This window comes from Akkermansia muciniphila (genome assembly GCF_900184965.1).
Lineage (GTDB): Bacteria > Verrucomicrobiota > Verrucomicrobiia > Verrucomicrobiales > Akkermansiaceae > Akkermansia > Akkermansia muciniphila_A.
This window is the reverse complement of record NZ_FXYA01000122.1, coordinates 19,259-36,978: the sequence shown is the minus strand read 5'-3', so window position 1 is coordinate 36,978 and position 17,720 is coordinate 19,259. Positions and strand designations below refer to the sequence as shown.

Genomic DNA, 17,720 nt, shown 5'->3' with positions numbered 1-17,720 from the left:
CTTGCCGCTCCGGTCCGGCTTGTTTGCCGGGAATGGTTCCGGCTCTTGGAATGAGGAAAGGCATGGAAGGAAATAAGAAAATGAATAAGACGTGGAATTTGAAGGAGATGAAAAAGCTGATACCGCTGGCTTTCCCGGTGCTGGTGGTCAACCTTTCCATTGTGGGCATGGGTGCGGTGGACGCGATTGTGGCCGGGAGCGCCGGCGTGACGGACATGGCCGCCGTGGCCCTGGGGTCTTCCGTGTACCTGCCCGTGGCTCTGTTCGCCTGCGGCGTGCTGATGATCATCGGCCCCGTGATTGCCAATATGCGGGGGAAAAGCCATGAAAGCCGCGTGGGCTACATGACTAACCACGGCCTGTGGCTGGCGTTGATGCTCAGCCTGGTTTCCATGCCGGTCATTAATGCGCTGAGAAACGTGTTCGGCTGGATTTCCGATGACGCCGCCATGTGTCAAATGGCTTCCGCCTACATGTCCGCCATTATGTGGGGGCTTCCCGCCAACCTGGGATTCGTGGCCCTGAAGAGCCTGAACGAAGGCTCCAACATGACGCGGCCCGCCATGTACGTGGGATTGTGCGGCCTGCTGCTCAACATTCCCCTGAACTACATGTTCGTCTTCGGCATGTACGGTTTTCCCCGCATGGGCGGAGCGGGGTGCGGCGCGGCCACGGCAGTCATTTTCTATATTGAATTCCTGCTGATGTTCCTGCTGGTTTACTTTAATCCCAAGCACAGGCCGTACCGCAGGCACATCATTTCCTGGCGGCGGCCCACGCCATCCGTCATCACGCATCTTGTGCGGCTGGGCGTGCCGATAGGCGTTTCCCAGCTGTGCGAGGTGATGCTCTTCTGCGCGGCGGCTCTGGTGCTGGCGCCTCTGGGAGAGACGCAGGTGGCGAGCCACCAGATTGCCGGGAATGTGGGCGCCCTGGTGTTCATGCTCCCGCTCTCCGTAGGGCTGGCGGCTTCCATCCGCGTGGCGTACCATCATGGCCGGAATGATCTGGCAGGCGCCAAATCCGCCATTCTGTCTTCCTACGTGCTGGTGCTCACCATCTGCCTGTGCACCTTTGGAGGCATCACCCTGTTCCGCGAGCAGATTGTGCTCCTGTACAATGACTCGGAGCTGATAGTCAGCACGGCTTCCGTCCTGCTGATTCTGGCGGCGGCCTACCAGCTTCCGGACTGTTTGCAGGTGCTCTCCGCCGGGGTTCTGAGAGGATTCCGGGACACGGCGTCCATTACCTTCATTACGTTCTTCTCTTATTGGATAGTAGGATTTCCGGCGTGCTACATCCTCGCCCGCACGGACTGGATTGTCCCGGCCATGGGCGCGCGCGGCATCTGGACGGGATTCATCATCGGCCTGTCCGTAGCGGCCGTGCTGCTGCTCTGGCGCGTCGTCCGTACCGTTAAACGGGAGTTTAAGATGATGCGGCTCCATGAACAGTAAGGGACGCTCCCTCCTGTTTTTATGGAGAGGTTAATTCCCCTCTTTTTCCGGGATTGCCTTCTCAGCAGGGATGAGTTTCCCTTGTTCCAGGCTTCGCGGGTAGGGGAAGAGTTTTTTCTCTTCGCCAAATTTTACGGTCATTCGGCCGGAGGATTCGTCCAACTTTACTACAATGCCCGTGCCGTATTCCCGGTGGGTAAGGAGCGTCCCTTTACGAATACGCACGTTCGGAGCGGGCGGAGGTTCCTCTTCTTCCTCTTCCGGACAGCAGGCGATGCGGTCATCCGCCGTTGGGGAGGGAAGGGCTTTTCCCTCTACAGCGCCGGCCATGGAATCCTGCTGGGCCCCGGCCATCATTTCATAGTCTTCCCGGCTCAGGACGGTAGCGTACAGCCCCACGTTTTCCTCCGCGTGGCGATTGATACCCGTATAAACAAGACTGGCGTCTTCATACCGTTTGAACTTGTACACGGCATCATTCATCAGAGCTTCATTAAAGACGTTCAGGCTGACGAGCAGTTCAAAATCTTTTTCCGTCAGCCCGGTTACTTTCCGGAACAGATGCGGCTCCAGTTGGGTGATCACATCTTTCAGGCAGTATTCCCGGAAGTCTGACAGATACATGAAGATGGGGATTCTGGCGGCAAATTTGATCAGTTTCTGCTGTATCTGCCTGCGCAGGGATTTGATTTCCTTTTCTTCCTGTGAGAGGTCTTTTTTTTCCTTAGGGGTCAGATCGTCTTTTCCTTTGCGCATTCCTTTGACGGCATCTGATTTGTTGATAATGGTCTCAAGATCACTGTTCAGATTGCGGAAGCCTTCAATGCTCATCAGGGCATCCATGGCTTCCCGGCTGGCAAGCAGGCGCTGCAGGGTGACGTTATCCACATTGACCAGCAGGGCGCTTTCCCAGCGTCTGGCCAGTAGGGTGGCGCTGGTTCCCGCCATGGCCATATCCAGTATTTCCGCAGCTTCCACCTGTTTCATGGCGCTGCCGTCGTAGGCCAGCACGGGAAGAAAGCTGATGAACTCCTTCACCTTGGTTTCCGGATTGCCCGGGTTGGCGTTCAGGCGGCAGCTGTAGTCAGCTATTTGCTTAAGGGCGCGGTCCAGGGCAAAGTCAAAGACGTAGCAGTTGGGTTTGACGATTTCTTTTTTCCCCGGCTGATCACTGTCCACCGTCCACGGGCTTTGCACCCGGAAGGCTGCCTGAAAGTAGGTTTCCGGGCTGGAGAGATTGCGCAGCATGAAGATGCCGGCCCAGGGCTTGACGGTAACGCCCGTGGTCAATTTGCCGCAGGAGAGCGTAATGGTTTTACTTTCCAGCGGATTGCCGCCCATGGCCTTCAACACGGGCGGCAGGGCGTTCGCCCCCGTGCCGGCTTCCGGTCCGGCGCAGACGATGACCTGATAGTCGTGGTAAAAGGTATTCTGACGTTGTTGCAGCAGGTTGTTCATGGCGTGGCAGGAAGCCACATCCGGCAGGAACCACAGGGTATGGTTGAGCAAACTCATCAGCCGGGTATCCGAGTAAGGCATGGGGGGCTTTTTGCCGCCCAGCTTCAGCTCATCCGTCGCCGCGGCATGATGGGAGCCGCGGATCAGATCCAGCCATTTCTGGACGTATTCTTCATGAATAAAACGGGCTTTATTCCCTTTCCCTTCTTCCGCCTGGAAGAAGACGTTCAGGTCAAATTCGTTGAACTCTCCCCCCAGAGCGATTTGCCGGATGTCCTCCGGCACGCGGTAGGTAAGCAGCACCATGCGCGGCAGGGCGGCATACGGGTTATTTTCCCCCTGCCAGGCAGCCTTGGCGCGCTGTTCATCGGAATACGTCCAGCTGTAAATTTGTTCTTCAATAAACTCGCCGGAGTTCAGGGCGCGGAACGGCGTTCCGGAAAGGTACAGGTAGTGGTCCGCAGTGATGGGCAGATCCTGTTCATCGCAGACATTGCCGGTGTTGGTTTCCGGGGGCGCGGTGTTGTATTCTTCTTCCTCATCCTCCATCAGGAACAGAGCTTTGGCGTTTTCCTTCCACGCCCCAAAGTGGTATTCGTCAAAGATAACCAGATCCCAGTTGATTTCCCGCACCCATTCATGCTGGGGCTTGATGCCGCCCGTTTCCTTATTCACCCCCAGAAAGTCCTGAAAGGAGCCGAAGCACACAATAGGCTGTCCGGCGTCCGCCTGCCGGTATTGCTCGTCAATGGGCTGGGCGTCCGGCCCTTGTTCCCGGCAGATGAATTGCCAGCCTTCAAAGTCCAGGTGCGTTTCCAGGTCTTCCTTCCACGCCGGCTGCACCGCCGGCTTGAAGGTCAGGATGAGCGCCCGGCGCGCGTTCAACCGCCGTGCCAGCTGGTAAGCGGCAAAGGTTTTGCCAAAGCGCATTTTGGCGTTCCACAGAAAACGCGGCGTGCGTCCATCCGCGCGTTCCGCTTTAAAGTAGTTCAGCGTCCGCTCCACGGCTTCCGCCTGTTCCGGGCGCATGGTAAAATCCCTGGTACGGTTTTCCATGTTGGCCGTCCGGGTGCGCACCGCCAGCCATGCCGCCCTGATTTCTTTCTCCGTACAGCGGAACCATTCTCCGCCCACTCCCTCCACGCCTTTTTTCTCCAGCATCCGGTGTACGGAATGGTCCGTAAAGCTGCTTCCATCTTCATACAGAGCCGGTTCCGCAAAGATAACCCGGTAGGGTTTCTTCCCTTCCGGCCTCAAGGTAGGGTACTGCTGCGCTACGCGTTTTTCCACATCCACCGCCGTGTACCCCACTTTCAGACAACCGGGATAGCTGGCGTCCTCATAGGCATAAATCATTGGCCGCGCATTCGTCTTCCCTTCAAAAAAACGCCCGTTCTTTTCCATGGTTTTTGCTCCTCTTTTTCTTGCTCCCGTTAACCTTCCATCGGACGGATCATACTTTCTATGAATTCTATTTCTTCTCCCGTTAAACCATATTTTGCGTAAAGTTCTTCATCCGTCCACGCCTTACTAAAATCCTGCATTGGTACAAGGGAGTAGACTTGAGCAGCAGCATGCTGGGTATTTTTTTTCAAAAGGACCATAAAACGGAAGAATCTTGTTCGAATGTAAGAAATAACGTTTTCCGCTTCTATTTTTGTTTTAAATGGTCCAATAAACAAATATGTTTCTGTACAACAAGTTCCTGGTTTTCCAAGAAATGGTTTACCTATAACGAAGGTTGGAAATTTTCCTCCCATACCGTATGCTGCAGAAATAAATACTTTGTAAGTATCAATCCATGAAGTATTTTGTAAAATTTCTTCTTTTCTAATGTATCCAATATGATTATTGGCATAAAGAGTTATACTATCATATTCTTTTTTATCTCTCCCTTTTATATATGTTCTAAGCCCAAAAGGTTTTTGACTGCTAAATAATTTACTGATAATTGGTTCGTTATATTTTTGAACTTTTCTTAAAATTGATATAGATTCGTTATAGCGTATAAAAGTTTCAGCTTGGTTTTCCAGTAAAGGCCGAATCATGCTTGATATTTTTGTTCCTTGAATAGTTTTAACTAAACAATTTTTATAATATTCACGATTCCATAAAAAGTAACAGATGCCGCCTTCTATTTGAACACCAGGGAAACATTCGGAAGAGTCTGGATAATCTACGATTTGTTCAAGCCTTTTATCATTCAGCATTTCATTTCGGAATTGATTGAGTCCTCTCCCTCCAGAAAACCATCGGGATGGAACAATCATTATCAAATAACGGGGAGCAAGTTTTTTGGCCTGTTGAATAAATAAATGATAAAGAGGAATAGCTCCGCCTCTGCGTCGTTCCTCCGTGTCGCCTCCGTCACTGAGTTGGTAGGGAGGATTACCGATGATGACATCAAAGTTCATAGGAAACAGGTTATTCGGATTGTTGGCGTGGATGAATTCGTAAGCGTGGCTTTCCAGCCCCTCTTTTCGTGCCTGCTCTCCATAGGCGGCTTGAGAGGCACCGCAAAAGACGCATTTGCCGCCCCTCCAGGTGTGTGTGATGTGTTTGTAGCGGATGTTGCCGTCAGCATTGTCAAAACGAACGACGGAGTAAGGCCCATTGGGGTATTTGGAACAATACACTCCGCGGCGGGCGAGAAGGGATGTCAGCTCCGTAATGGCGATGCCGAAGAGCTGATTTCTGAAAATGTGTTCCAGGCGCTCCTCCCGGTTTGGGAGGTGAGCTTCCAGCCCCTTGTTGAGCCTTTTGGCAATCTCCCTCAGAAAGACGCCGCTCTTGCAGCAGGGGTCCAGAAAGGTAACGGAAGGGTCGGAAAAAAGCTCCTGCGGGAGCAAATCCAGCATGGCGTTGGCAATCTCCGGCGGCGTGAACACCTCGTCACTGGAAAGATTGGCCAGGCAGCTCAATACGTCAGGGTTATGGATGTTATTGTTCATGATTCCGCTTCCGGCAGTTTGCGGTAATCCATGGGGGGGAACTCACGTACCGGGTATTTGGGTACGTATTCCAGAGGAAGTTCCCCTTCCGCCTGTTCCAGGGAAGTCCGGGCGTTTTGATCACGCAGGAGTTCATCTTGCCGGAAGTCCCGGCGTTTGATGAGGGCGCCGCCCACGGCGGACCATTCGGAAAAGAGGATAGGCTCCTGAGTATCCTGGGCGGAAGCATCTACTTTTTTCATGCTCAGGGCGTTGCCGTTAAGAATGTTGCGTTCCAGGACAAAGTGGACGGTTTTCTGGCATTCCGCGGAGGGCGGACGTTTTAAACGCCGTTCATATTCCGCCAGCCACAGGGTCTGCAGACGTTCCCGGCAGGCGCGGACGTTATCCGCCAGCAGTTCCACCCCATAGATAGACATGAGAGCCAGCACGGCGCGGAACTCATAATCCGCCGGGGAACTGCCGTATTGCCGGCGGACGGTTGCCAGCTTCCTCAACAGGATAGGGGCCAGAAAGGCTCCTTCTCCGCATGCCGGTTCCAGAAAGCGACTGTCAATGCGTTCCGCTTCATGCGCCACCAGGTTGAGCATGTCATTCACCAGCCAGTCAGGGGTGAATACTTCTCCGTGTTCCGCTACCCGTTTACGGGATTTAATTTGAGATAACTCTGACGATAAGGAACCCACTTGGGGAAAATAGGCTGATTCCTAATCAGCAAGAGTCCTATCCATGTTTTTTAAGTGTTTTTACAGTAATAAAATGAGGGAAAGTAAAATTTCCATATCTGCGGGTGAAAGTATCAAATTCCCATTTATGCACGTATTTCCTTATTATTTTTCAGTTCTTTCCGTTTTAGACTTGATGCTGATTAGGAATCCGTTTGCTTATCTTTGCTTCATGACTCAACAGGAATTGACGGAAGAAGAGGCCTTGCTCATTTGCTGGATGCGTAAAAAACGCGTGCAGGCCGCGGAAATGATGGTCATGGCGCGGTTGCTCCGGGGAGTGTCGGCCGGGATGGCCGGGCGGCTGCAATGCGTGGAGCTGGGGATTAAGGAATGGAAAGCGATGAAAAAGACGGTCAGTTTTTCCGTTTGCGTGGCGGAGTCCCTGAAAGCCCGGGCGCATCGGCGGCGACGCACGCTGGAAGAAATCCGGTGCGTTACGGCGCGGATGGTGAAGTCATGGCCGGAATTGAGGCATAAGATGATGCGGGGCCTGAGGCGGGAGGATTGCCAGCGCATCCTGAATATATTCCCGACGGCCAGCGGACGGCGCAAGGCGCGCGTCATTCTGCACGGAATATGCGCTTTTGCCTGCCGCAGAGGATGGGCGGGGAAGAACCCGGCAGCGGAGACGCCGTGCCCGCTGGTGAAGGAAAGAAGGGTGCCTGTGCTGACGCCGGAGGAGTGCCGGAAGCTGATGACGGCGGCGCGGGAGGTGTACGGCGGCGAGTGTCTGCCGGCAGCCGTGCTGATGCTGTATGCCGGAGTGCGTCCGCAGGAGGTCAGAAGGCTCCAATTCCGGCATATCAGGCTGGAAGAAAAAGCGGCGCTCATTCCGGCGCGGCATTCCAAGACGGGAGGGGCGCGGCGGGTGACCCTTCGGCCGGCGGCGTTGCGGTATTTGCGGGCTTTCCGGCATCATTCCGGGGAAGAACCGTTGTGCCCGGCAGGATGGGAACGCAAGTGGCGGCTGGTGCGCGCCCGTGCCGGCTGGAATAACAGCCGGCCATGGGTGCAGGATGTGTTAAGGCACACGTTTGCCAGTTACCACGCGCTGGAATTCCGGGATTATGCCGGCTTGCAATGGGAGATGGGGCACCAAAATGCCCATTTATTGAAAACCAGATATCTGAATATGGATGAAATCAGAAGGCAGGATGCCCGTGCTTTCTGGTTGGCGGCGTAAGTCTTCCCTTATCTGTGGGAAAACAGAGCGGTTGAATAAGAAGCAGGAGCGTTCATGCAAAGCGGGCGGTCCCTCTCATGGAAGGGACCGCCCGCAAGCGGTTTAAGCCGGCGCACCGGAGATTTTAGCCGATGCGTTCCACTTTCACGGAGTGGGACTGGCCGTTGATGACGATGGTCAGGTCACGGGAACCGGAGGGGCCGCTTACCCGGGCGGTGATGCCGTTGTCAATGACGGTCATGGACGGCGCGGCCGCCGGAGCCGCGGCGGGAGCGGTGTTCACCTGCACGGGGGGTTCTTCCTTAGGTTCCGGCTTTTTGTAGAAGTCTTCCACCTGCTGCGGGAACATGGCGTAGATGACGCAGTGTTCGTCGTCCGTGGGAAGCCCCTTTTCCGCAAGCTTCCTGCGCAGGTCTTCCATGCCGGGCTTGATCAGGTCCGCCGGGCGGCAGGTGATCGGTTCCTTGCCCATCTTTTCCGCGCAGAGTTTCTGCACTTCTGGGTCCACGGGAGCCGAGGTGCGGCCGTAGTAGCCCAGGGCAATGTCCGCCGCCTGGGGGGTGATGTTCTTCCAGCGGCCGAACTTGACGTTCAGCATCGCCTGCACGCCTACGATCTGGGAGGTGGGGGTCACCAGCGGAATCCAGCCCAGGGCCTTGCGGACCACCGGGATTTCCGCGAATACTTCCTCAAACTTGTCTTCCATGCCCTGTTCCTTGAGCTGGGTGCGGAAGTTAGAAAGCATGCCGCCGGGCACCTGGTAACGGAGCGTGTCAGAGTCCACCACTTCGTTGCGGTGGGAGGCGAATTTGCCCAGGCTGTCATAGACAGGTTTGAGCATTTCGGAGACTTCAATGAGCTTGTCCGCGTCGTAATCCGGCTTGCGGGGATTACCGTTCAGCAGGGCAAGCATGCGCAGGCAGTCCGGCTGGCCCGTGCCGTTGGCGAAGGGGGAGATGGAGACATCGCACGCGTCCACTCCGGCATCAATGGCGCTGAGGTAGGTGGAGGCGCCGAGGCCGGCGGTGTCATGCGTGTGGATCCAGACGGGAATATTCAGGTCCTTTTTCAGGGCGCTGACGAGTTCCTGGGTGACATACGGAGGAATGAGGCCGGCCATATCCTTAATGACGATGGCGTCCGCCCCCATGTCCGCGAGTTCCCGCCCCATGTCCACAAACGTCTGCGTGGTGTGCACGGGAGAAGTCGTGTAGCAGATGGTGCCGTGGGCCTGCGCTCCGGCTTTCTTGGCGGCGCGGATGGAGGTTTCCATGTTGCGCGGGTCGTTCACGCAGTCGAAAATGCGGAAGATGTTCATGCCGTGCTTGGCGCTCATGGCGACAAAGGCTTCCACCACGTCGTCCGCATAGTTGGTGTAGCCCACGATATTCTGGCCGCGCAGCAGCATCATGTGCGGCGTTTTTGGGGCTGCTTTTTTCAGGGCGTCCAGCCGGTCGAAAGGCCATTCTTTCAAGAAGCGCAGCCCGGCGTCGATGGTGGCGCCGCCCCAGGTTTCCAGGGCGCTGAAGCCCATGGAGTCCAGAATGGGGGCAATGGGCAGCATGTCTGCCGTCTTCATGCGGGTTGCCGCCAGGGATTGATGCCCGTCGCGCAGAACGGTGCAGTTGAATGTAACAGGATTCATTATTTAGTTAACTGTTGTTAAAAATTGAAGAGGTGGCTTCTGGAGAATGATTTTCTCACAGCCTCCCTTGCAGGTCAAGCATACAAGAGCGGATTCCCCGGAAGAACTACTGGACGGGGGCCGTCAGGCGCGCCAGGTTGCAGAGCATTTTGAAGCCCAGGGATTTGTTGTTGTAATCCGCCAGGGATTCCCTTTTGGATGAGGAAAAATCCCGCTCCAGCATGGCTTTCACCTCCGCGCAGGCGGAGGGGGAATGGATAACGGCGGTGATTTCAAAGTTCAGGGCCAGGGAACGGTTGTCCAGATTGGCGGTTCCCACGGTGGCTATGTCATCGTCCATCAGAACCACTTTCTGATGCAGGAACCCCTTTTGATAGGCCCAGAGCTGGATGCCGTATGTGTCCAGGTCCCGAAGGAAAGTAAAGGAGGACAGTTTCACCAGAATATGGTCCGCCCGCTCCGGGCGCAGGATGCGCACGTCCACATTCCGCAGGGCCGCCGCCTGCAGGGCGGCCATGACCCCCTCGTCCGGGACGAAGTAGGGCGTGGCGATCCAGAGCCGGCGGGTGGCGCTGTTCGCCAGGGCGATGAGCGCGGTTTTCCAGGCGGGAATGACGTCTGCGGGACCGGAGGGCAGGATGAGCAGGGTTTCATCCTCCGGCTGGGGCGTGATTTCCCAGCGGAGGCGGGGAAGGGAAGAGGGGCCGCATTTCAGCATGGCCCAGTTCCAGTCCTCCAGAAAGCTGATTTGCGTTTGCTGGACGGAAGGCCCTTCAAGCTGGACAAACGTGTCGCGCCAGTAGCCCAGAGCGCCTTTGCCCAGGTATTCCCTTCCTATATTCATGCCTCCGATAAAGGCGGTGGAGCCGTCCACCACCACCAGTTTCCGGTGGTTGCGGAAGTTCAGCCGCAGGATGTTGCTCAGGAAATGGCGTTTCCCGTTGAAAGGCTCAATGTTCACTCCTGCCTTCCGCAGGGCGGAAATGTAACCGGGCGGGAGCTTGTGGGAGCCGATTTCATCATACAGCATGTAGATGCGGATGCCGGCCCTGGCCCGTTCAATCAGCAGGTCTTTCAGGTTCTGCCCCACGGAATCATTTTTGATGATGAAAAATTCAATCAGGATGTAATGCTCTGCGTTCTTGATGGCGTCGTAAATGCGCGGGAAGGCATTGGCCGCGTCAATAAGCAGGCGGCAGGAATTGCCGCGGCAGACGGGCAGCCGCACGATGTTGGAAAGCGTGCGCATGATTTTTCCCGCCGTGTCTGATGACTGTATGGCATACGGAACCATGCAGTCTGTGATTTTATCCGTCAGTTCCCCCCATGCGGATTCGGGGTCCGTCTGGCGGCGGCGCGTTTCCACATATCCGCTGAATCTCCGGCGTCCCAGGATCAGGTAAAAGGGGACGGCGATATATGGAAACGCCAGCAGGGAAATGAGCCACGCGATTGTTCCCTGAGGCGTGCGCGTGTGGAGCAGGGCCGGAATCAGGCAGAAAGCGCCTGCAATGTGGCAAAAGGCGGCAAATCCCAAATATGGCTCTTCAGGAATGATCATGGAACGGAAAACCGGAAAAGATGCGGGGGAGGAAAACGGCGGGGAGAAGTGAAAAGGCTGGCTTTTGAAGCAGGAGATGATACTAAGGTGGCGCATGCTCGTATTATCACGGGTTCAGGGATTAGAAAAGCGTAATTTAAGGGAATGAAGCAGTATTTGGCACTTTTGGAGGATGTTCTGACTAATGGGGCGGGGCGGGAGGACCGTACCGGAACGGGCACCATCGGCGTGTTCGGGCGGCAGAGCAGGTATGACCTGCGCGACGGTTTTCCGTGCCTGACGACCAAGAAGCTTCATTTGCGCTCCATCATTTATGAACTGCTCTGGTTCCTGAAAGGGGATACCAATATCAGGTTTTTGAAAGACAACGGCGTCAGCATCTGGGATGAATGGGCCGACGAAAACGGGGATCTGGGGCCCGTGTACGGAGCGCAGTGGCGCTGCTGGCCGGGAAACGACGGAAAACCCATTGACCAGATTGCCAGACTGATTGACGGCCTGAAACATAATCCCTGGTCCCGGAGGCACATCGTCAGCGCGTGGAATGTGGCCCTGGTGGACGATATGGCCCTCCCTCCGTGCCATTCCCTGTTCCAGTTTTGCGTGATTCCCGCCCAGCCGGGAGAAGAAAAACACGGCCTTTCCCTCCAGCTTTACCAGCGCAGCGCGGATCTTTTTCTGGGGGTTCCCTTCAATATAGCTTCCTATGCGCTGCTGCTGCTTATGACCGCCCAGGTATGCGGGTATGAAGCCCGGGAATTCATCCATACGTTCGGGGATCTGCACCTGTACCGGAACCATCTGGACCAGGCGAGGGAACAGCTTTCCCGCACGCCCCGTCCTCTGCCGGTCATGAAGCTCAACCCGGAGGTGAACACCATTGACGGGTTCCATTATGAAGACTTTGAGCTCGTGGGGTATGATCCCCTGCCGCACATCAAGGCTCCCATCTCCGTTTAGCGCATTCATCCCTTAACCCATCATGTCACAGCCCGTTACTTATACAGGAGTGGTCGCCATGGCTCCCGACCGCGGCATTGGTTACCGGGGAGCGCTCCCCTGGCATCTGCCGGACGATCTCAAAACGTTCAAGCGCATTACGACGGGGCACCCCGTGCTGATGGGCCGGAAAACGTATGAGAGCATAGGCAGGCCCCTTCCCGGCAGGCAGAACATCGTGCTGACCCGTGACCCGGCGTGGACGGCGGAAGGCGTTCAGGTGATTCATTCCGCAGGGGAGTTGGAACGTCTGGAATTGATGGACCCGGAAGTCATGGTTATCGGGGGGGCGGAGATTTTTTCCCTGATGATGCCGGCCATGTCCCGCATGTGGGTTTCCAAAGTAAAGGGGGAATATCCGGCGGACACTTTTCTTCCTCCGTTTGAGGACCGGCTGGCGCATGCCGTCCTGAAGGAACGGTTTGAAAATTTTGACCTGTATTTGTACGAGCAGGTCAAATAGCCGCTCTTGTCCGTAACTCTGCGCTCAGGCGCTGAAGGCATAAAAAAGACGGAGCGGCAGGGCCGCCCCGTCTGGCATGGAGCAGTTTTTCTTTACATCTATTCCGCCTTTCCGGCAAACAGACCTTTCACCCATTCGCGGTAACGCTGGAACATGGCGTACAGGGCCGGAATGAACAGGATGCCCACCAAAGTAGCGAGGATCATGCCGTAGAAGGTAGAGATGCCAATGGCTTTGCGGCTTGCCGCGCCCGCTCCGGAGGCGATGACCATGGGGAATACCCCGATGATGAAGGATATGGCCGTCATCATCACGGCGCGGAAGCGCTGCCGGGCCCCTTCCAGGGCGGCTTCCTGGATAGGAACGCCGCGCTCCCGCTCCATCTTGGAGAATTCCACCATCAGAATGGCGTTTTTCCCGGCCAGGCCTACCAGCATCACCAGACCGAGCTGAGCGTAAATGCTCAGAGGCGTGTTGCAGATAATCAGGCCGAGCAAAGCGCCCAGCAGGGCCACGGAGACGGAAACAATGACGGAAATGGGGACCGTCCAGCTTTCATATTGCGCCACCAGGAACAGGTAACCGAAGAGCAGGGCCATCCCCATCAGCAGGACGATTTTTCCGTCGTTCTGCCGTTCCTGATAGCTCATGTCCGTCCAGGTGATGGAGTAGTTTTCCGGCAGCGGAATAGCCTCAATCTGGTTCATCAGCTCGCCGCTGCTGACGCCGGGTTTTGCCTGGGCGGTCACTTCCGCGGACATGAGCTGGTTGAAGCGGGATATCTGCCGCGGCCCTACCATGTAGGACAGGGTGGCTACGGAGCTGAGCGGAACCATCTGGCCCTGATCGTTCTGAATGTAGGTGTTCATGATGTCATTGATGGTGGTGCGGTTTTCTGCCGCAGACTGCATCTTCACCTTGAACGTGTAGCCGATCAGGTTGAAATCATTGATGTACATGGAGGCCAGCTTGCTTTGAAGCGTCGTGAAGATGCGGCTGACGGGCACGTGCATGCTCTGCGCCTTTTCACGGTCGATGTTCAGGAAAAGCTGGGGGGTGTTCGCCTCATACGCGCTGCGGGCATACATGGTTCCCGGCAGTTTGTTGATTTTGTCCAGAAGGTCGTTCGTCACGCGTTCCAGGTCCTTGGGCGTTTCCTCCCCGCTGGCCTGGAGCATGAAGGAGACGCCGCCCGTCAGGCCCAGCCCCATGATGGCGGGCGGGCTGAACACGGTGGCCTTGGCCGCCGGAATTTCATCACACAGGGTGGAAGCTTTCTGCATGATGGAGTCCAGGGAGAGCTCCGGCGTCTTGCGCTTGTCCCAGGGGTCAAGCTGGGCGATGCACATGCCCAGGTTTTCCCCGTTGCCGCCCATGAAGCTGAATCCGGAGGTTGAGGAGACCTGGCGCACGCCTGGGATGCTCATCAGCTTCTGTTCCGCACTGCGCATGGCCTGTTCCGTCCGGCCCAGCGTGGCGCCCGGGGCCAGCTGGATATCGCAGAAAACGGTGCCCTTGTCTTCCGGGGGAAGGAAGGACTTGGGAACGGTCTCAAACAGTTTCCAGTTGCCGGCCAGGACGGCGGCCAGAAGAATCAGCGTCAGCCACGCGCGGCGCACCATGATGCCGGCGCATTTGATATAGCTTTTGCGCGCCCATTCCAGAGAGACGTTGAAGGGGCGGAAGAGGCTGAACCTGCTCTGTTTCCTTTGCTTCCTTTTCAGCAGCAACACGCACAGGGCGGGGCTGAGCGTCAGGGAATTGACGGCGGAAAGGCAGAGGGCCACGCACATGGTTACGGAGAATTGCATATAAATGTTCCCCACCATGCCTCCGAAGAAGGCGATGGGCACGTAAATGGCTACCGTTACCAGCGTGGTGGCGATGATGGCGCCTGTAATCTGGTGCATGCTCTTCCTGGTGGCTTCTTCCGGAGAGAGATTCTCCGTCTCCAGAATGCGCATCGTATTTTCTACCACGATGATGCCGTCGTCCACCAGGGAGCCGATTACCAGAATAAGGCCGAACATGGTCAGCACATTGATGGAAAAGCCCAGGGGCAGCAGGATGGCGAAGGTGCCTATCAGGGAGACGGGAATGGCGAGCGCCGGAATGAGCGTGGCGCGCCAGTTCTGCAGGAACAGGTACGTGATGCCCACCACCAGAATCAGGGCGATGACAAGCGTTTCCACGATTTCCGCCATGGTGGCGGAAATGTATTGCGTGGGGTCGTAGCTCACGACGTAGCTCACGCCTTCCGGAAAACGTTTTGCCAGTTCCTCCAGCGTGTTTTTCACGCCGTTCATGGCTTCCAGGGCGTTGGCGTCGTCCAGGCGGTACACGGCCATGTTCACGGAGTCTTCCCCGTTGTTGCGGCTGCTGCCCGTGTAGGTTTCCGCGCCCAGCTCAATGCGGGCAATGTCATCCAGCCGGGTAACGTGGCCGTCCTGGCCCGTGCGGACGATGATCTTGCTGAATTCCTCCACGGTTTGCAGCCGTCCGGTGACGTTCACCTTGTATTGGATGAAGTTGTTTTCCCCTTCCGAGCCGATGGAGCCGGCCGCGGCCTGGACGTTCTGCGCCTTGATGGCGTTGGAAACGTCCTCCGGCGTGATATTCAGGGCGGACATACGCAGGGCGTCCAGCCAGATGCGCATGCTGTAATTTTTTTCCGGCATCAGGTTGACGGCGGAGATGCCCGGTACGCGGGCGACCTCATCCTTCACCCTGGTCTTGACGAAGTTGTTCAGCTCCAGGGAACTCATGCTGGTGGACCGGAAGGCGAAGAAGCCCAGGATGTCGGAGGAGCGTTTCTTGATCTTGATGCCCTGGTCCGTCACCTCCCTGGGAAGTTTGTATTCCACCCGTTTCAAGGCGTTCTGAACGTTCACCATGTTGATGTCCGAATCCGTGCCGCTCTTGAACGTCAGGGACAGGGAATAGCCGCCGGTGTTATCCGACTTGGAGGAGAAATAGAGCAGGTTTTCCAGCCCGTTGAGTTCTTCCTCAATGGGGGAGGCCAGCGTCTCCATCACCACCTGGGCGCTGGCGCCCGTATAGGTGGCCTGCACATTGATGCTGGTGGGGGCGATTTCCGGATACTCCGCAATGGGGAGCTGGTTCAGGCAGATGCCGCCCGCCAGCATCATCAGGATGGCGATGACGATGGCGAATTTGGGGCGTTTGATAAACAGGTCCGCAATCATGGGTAGCTCAGTTTTGGACGGAATAGACCGGATTCACTTTGGCGCCGGGACGCACCTTGTGCATGCCGTCGATGATGACGACTTCCCCTTCCTTGACGCCGGAACTGAAACACTGTTCGTTATTGACCGTGTTGCCCAGCGTAACGTCCCGGCGTTCCACGACGCCCTGGTCGTTGACGATGTAAACGTAGCTCTTGTACGCATCATGCATCACGGAGGAGATGTTGGCCGCCGGGAAGCGGTCCACGTTTTTCTTGGAAAGATTAACCGTGACTGCGCCGCCGGGCGTCAGCTCATCTTCCGGATTGGGGAATTTGGCCCAGACATTCAGGGTGTCCGTGGTCGTCTGGACGGTATTGTCCGTCATGAAAATTCTGCCCGGCTGGTCGTATGCCTTGCCGTTGGCGAGGTTGACGGACACCAGGGCGTCTTTCTTCATCTGTTCCTGGGTGCCGAACAGGGAAAGGAAGTCGCGTTCGCTGATGGGGAACTTCACATATACCTCATCAATGCCCGTAATGGTCACCAGGGAACCGGAGGTGGGGGTGATGTAATTGCCCGTGGAAAAAGTGACGCGGCCCGTGCGGCCCGTGATGGGGGCCGTGAGCCTGGTGTAATTAAGATTATCCTTCGCTACCGTAATGGCGGCGTTTGCGGACTGGATTTCCGCTTCTAGGGCATGCATGGTGCTCTTGGCGTTTTCCACCGTGTCCATGGAGACGGATTTGGAGGCCAGCAGCCTGTTGTAGCGTTCAAAACTATTCTTGGCGTAAAGCAGTTTGGCTTCAAGCTGGGCCTTTTTGGCTACCGCTTCCTCCACAGCCGCCCTGTAACGCGTGTCCTCAATCTCAAACAGGAGATCCCCCTTCTTCACGACCTTTCCTTCCTGGAAGCGGGTGGCTACGATGTTGCCGGAGACGCGGGGCTGCACAGCCACCCGGTCAATGGCTTCCACCTGGCCGATGTACTTTTTGTTCACCGCGCTGTCAATAGCGGCGGCTTTCTGGACGAGTACGGTGCTGGGCTTGGCCGTAGCCCTTCCCGGCGCTCCCTGGGAATAACCCGGAACAAACAGAGAAAAAAGCAGGCCGGAGCCGGCCAGCAGGCGGAGGGGCGCCTTCCGATGATGCGTGTGTTTTTTCATGTGGTATTATTTATTGTAAACGTGGTTGTAGAGGGTATCCACAATGCGGCAGAAATTTTCCTTGTCCTCTTGCGACAGAATGCTGAACAGGGTGTCCAGTTTTTCCTTCATGCCGTTGAAAAGCATCTGGAACCTGGATTCGCCTTCCTCGGAAAGGCGGATGCACAGGGAACGCCTGTCGCGGGGATTCTCCTTGCGGTCGAACAGTCCTTTCTTCACCATGCTGTCCACCAGCAGGGAGGTGGAGGGAATGCTCATGCGGAGATAATGGGCAAGCGTTTTCAGGGGAATGCCTTCCTGGCGGTTGGTCATCAGGCGGTTCAGGGCGCCCAGGGCGTTCATCTGCCGGACGGAAAGCCCCATGATTTTCTGGTAATGGTTCTGGTCCACCTCATTCAGGTTATCTCTTTTGAATTGATAAAGAATCGTCTCAAATTGGTGAACGGAGGCAGTGATATCCGCGGCAGTCTGAAGCATGGGGGTGTTATGTCAAAACCGGTTAATTGTTGTCAAACTAAAACAAATAAGGTTGAGAATTTGTTGTTGTATTGAAATAAATCAGGAAATTGAAAAGTTACGGTTTCTTCACCGTACAAACCGCCGGCGGTTGCAGAAGTTGCAAAAAAAGTCTTTTTTTCTTGTCACCGGGGTATGAAGGCGTGTATAAGCCTCCACGTCCCCGCCATCAGGCAGGGACGGCATCCAAGGTTATGGAGCGGTAGCTCAGTTCGGTTAGAGCGCCAGCCTGTCACGCTGGAGGTCGCGGGTTCGAGCCCCGTCCGCTTCGCCACCTTGTTCAGAAGAAACAGCCGCCTCCGGGCGGCTTTTTTGTGCCTGGATTGTTGCTGTTCCCGTATTCCGCTTGCCGTTTCAGGAAAATCGTCCGGGATGGCCCCCGGATTCTGAGGCATGGAGCGGAATTTGA

12 protein-coding genes and 1 tRNA gene are annotated in these 17,720 nt (G+C 56.1%); 5 read left to right on the top strand and 8 right to left on the bottom strand.

Annotated features, from left to right (window positions below; translation table 11 throughout):
• Window positions 1-80 precede the first annotated feature (80 nt).
• The gene (locus CI070_RS01760; protein WP_179218540.1) at window positions 81-1,457 is read left to right on the top strand and encodes an MATE family efflux transporter; all 1,377 of its coding nucleotides are present in this window, start codon (window positions 81-83) and stop codon (window positions 1,455-1,457) included.
• Window positions 1,458-1,487: 30 nt separating this feature from the next.
• On the opposite strand, the gene CI070_RS01755 is transcribed toward CI070_RS01760, so the two are convergent.
• The 3 genes from CI070_RS01755 to CI070_RS01745 are packed head-to-tail and all read right to left on the bottom strand — an operon-like array spanning window position 1,488 to window position 6,552.
• A complete protein-coding gene (locus CI070_RS01755; RefSeq protein ID WP_094137159.1) occupies window positions 1,488-4,319 on the bottom strand; it encodes a DEAD/DEAH box helicase in 2,832 nt (943 codons plus the stop codon).
• A gap of 29 nt (window positions 4,320-4,348) precedes the next feature.
• Window positions 4,349-5,866, bottom strand: a complete 1,518-nt coding sequence (locus CI070_RS01750; protein ID WP_094137158.1) for an Eco57I restriction-modification methylase domain-containing protein — start codon at window positions 5,864-5,866, stop codon at window positions 4,349-4,351.
• Window positions 5,863-6,552 (bottom strand): hypothetical protein, encoded by a 690-nt coding sequence (locus CI070_RS01745; protein ID WP_143245704.1) that lies wholly within the window; start codon window positions 6,550-6,552, stop codon window positions 5,863-5,865. The genes CI070_RS01750 and CI070_RS01745 overlap by 4 nt, the downstream gene beginning before the upstream one ends.
• 211 nt (window positions 6,553-6,763) lie before the next feature.
• Between CI070_RS01745 and CI070_RS01740 the strand changes: the two genes are divergently transcribed.
• A complete protein-coding gene (locus CI070_RS01740) occupies window positions 6,764-7,777 on the top strand; it encodes a tyrosine-type recombinase/integrase (RefSeq protein WP_179218538.1) in 1,014 nt (337 codons plus the stop codon).
• A gap of 124 nt (window positions 7,778-7,901) precedes the next feature.
• Here CI070_RS01740 and CI070_RS01735 read toward each other — a convergent pair whose 3' ends face one another.
• Window positions 7,902-9,422 (bottom strand): pyruvate carboxylase subunit B, encoded by a 1,521-nt coding sequence (locus CI070_RS01735; protein ID WP_094137155.1) that lies wholly within the window; start codon window positions 9,420-9,422, stop codon window positions 7,902-7,904.
• Between the two features lie 106 nt (window positions 9,423-9,528).
• Window positions 9,529-10,983, bottom strand: a complete 1,455-nt coding sequence (cls, locus tag CI070_RS01730) for a cardiolipin synthase (RefSeq protein ID WP_179218536.1) — start codon at window positions 10,981-10,983, stop codon at window positions 9,529-9,531.
• A 144-nt stretch (window positions 10,984-11,127) separates the two neighbouring features.
• Between cls and CI070_RS01725 the strand changes: the two genes are divergently transcribed.
• The gene (locus tag CI070_RS01725; protein WP_094137153.1) at window positions 11,128-11,943 is read left to right on the top strand and encodes a thymidylate synthase; all 816 of its coding nucleotides are present in this window, start codon (window positions 11,128-11,130) and stop codon (window positions 11,941-11,943) included.
• A gap of 22 nt (window positions 11,944-11,965) precedes the next feature.
• A complete protein-coding gene (locus CI070_RS01720) occupies window positions 11,966-12,445 on the top strand; it encodes a dihydrofolate reductase (RefSeq protein WP_094137152.1) in 480 nt (159 codons plus the stop codon).
• A 98-nt stretch (window positions 12,446-12,543) separates the two neighbouring features.
• On the opposite strand, the gene CI070_RS01715 is transcribed toward CI070_RS01720, so the two are convergent.
• Genes CI070_RS01715 through CI070_RS01705 form a run of 3 tightly spaced genes read right to left on the bottom strand, consistent with a single transcriptional unit; the run spans window position 12,544 to window position 17,272 of the window.
• Window positions 12,544-15,651, bottom strand: a complete 3,108-nt coding sequence (locus CI070_RS01715) for an efflux RND transporter permease subunit (protein WP_094137151.1) — start codon at window positions 15,649-15,651, stop codon at window positions 12,544-12,546.
• A gap of 7 nt (window positions 15,652-15,658) precedes the next feature.
• The gene (locus CI070_RS01710) at window positions 15,659-16,795 is read right to left on the bottom strand and encodes an efflux RND transporter periplasmic adaptor subunit (protein ID WP_094137150.1); all 1,137 of its coding nucleotides are present in this window, start codon (window positions 16,793-16,795) and stop codon (window positions 15,659-15,661) included.
• Between the two features lie 6 nt (window positions 16,796-16,801).
• Entirely contained in the window at window positions 16,802-17,272 is a 471-nt protein-coding gene (locus CI070_RS01705; protein ID WP_094137149.1) for a MarR family winged helix-turn-helix transcriptional regulator, read from the bottom strand.
• Window positions 17,273-17,507: 235 nt separating this feature from the next.
• Here CI070_RS01705 and CI070_RS01700 point away from each other — a divergent pair.
• Window positions 17,508-17,585: transfer RNA gene (locus tag CI070_RS01700), tRNA-Asp, on the top strand.
• Window positions 17,586-17,720 lie beyond the last annotated feature (135 nt).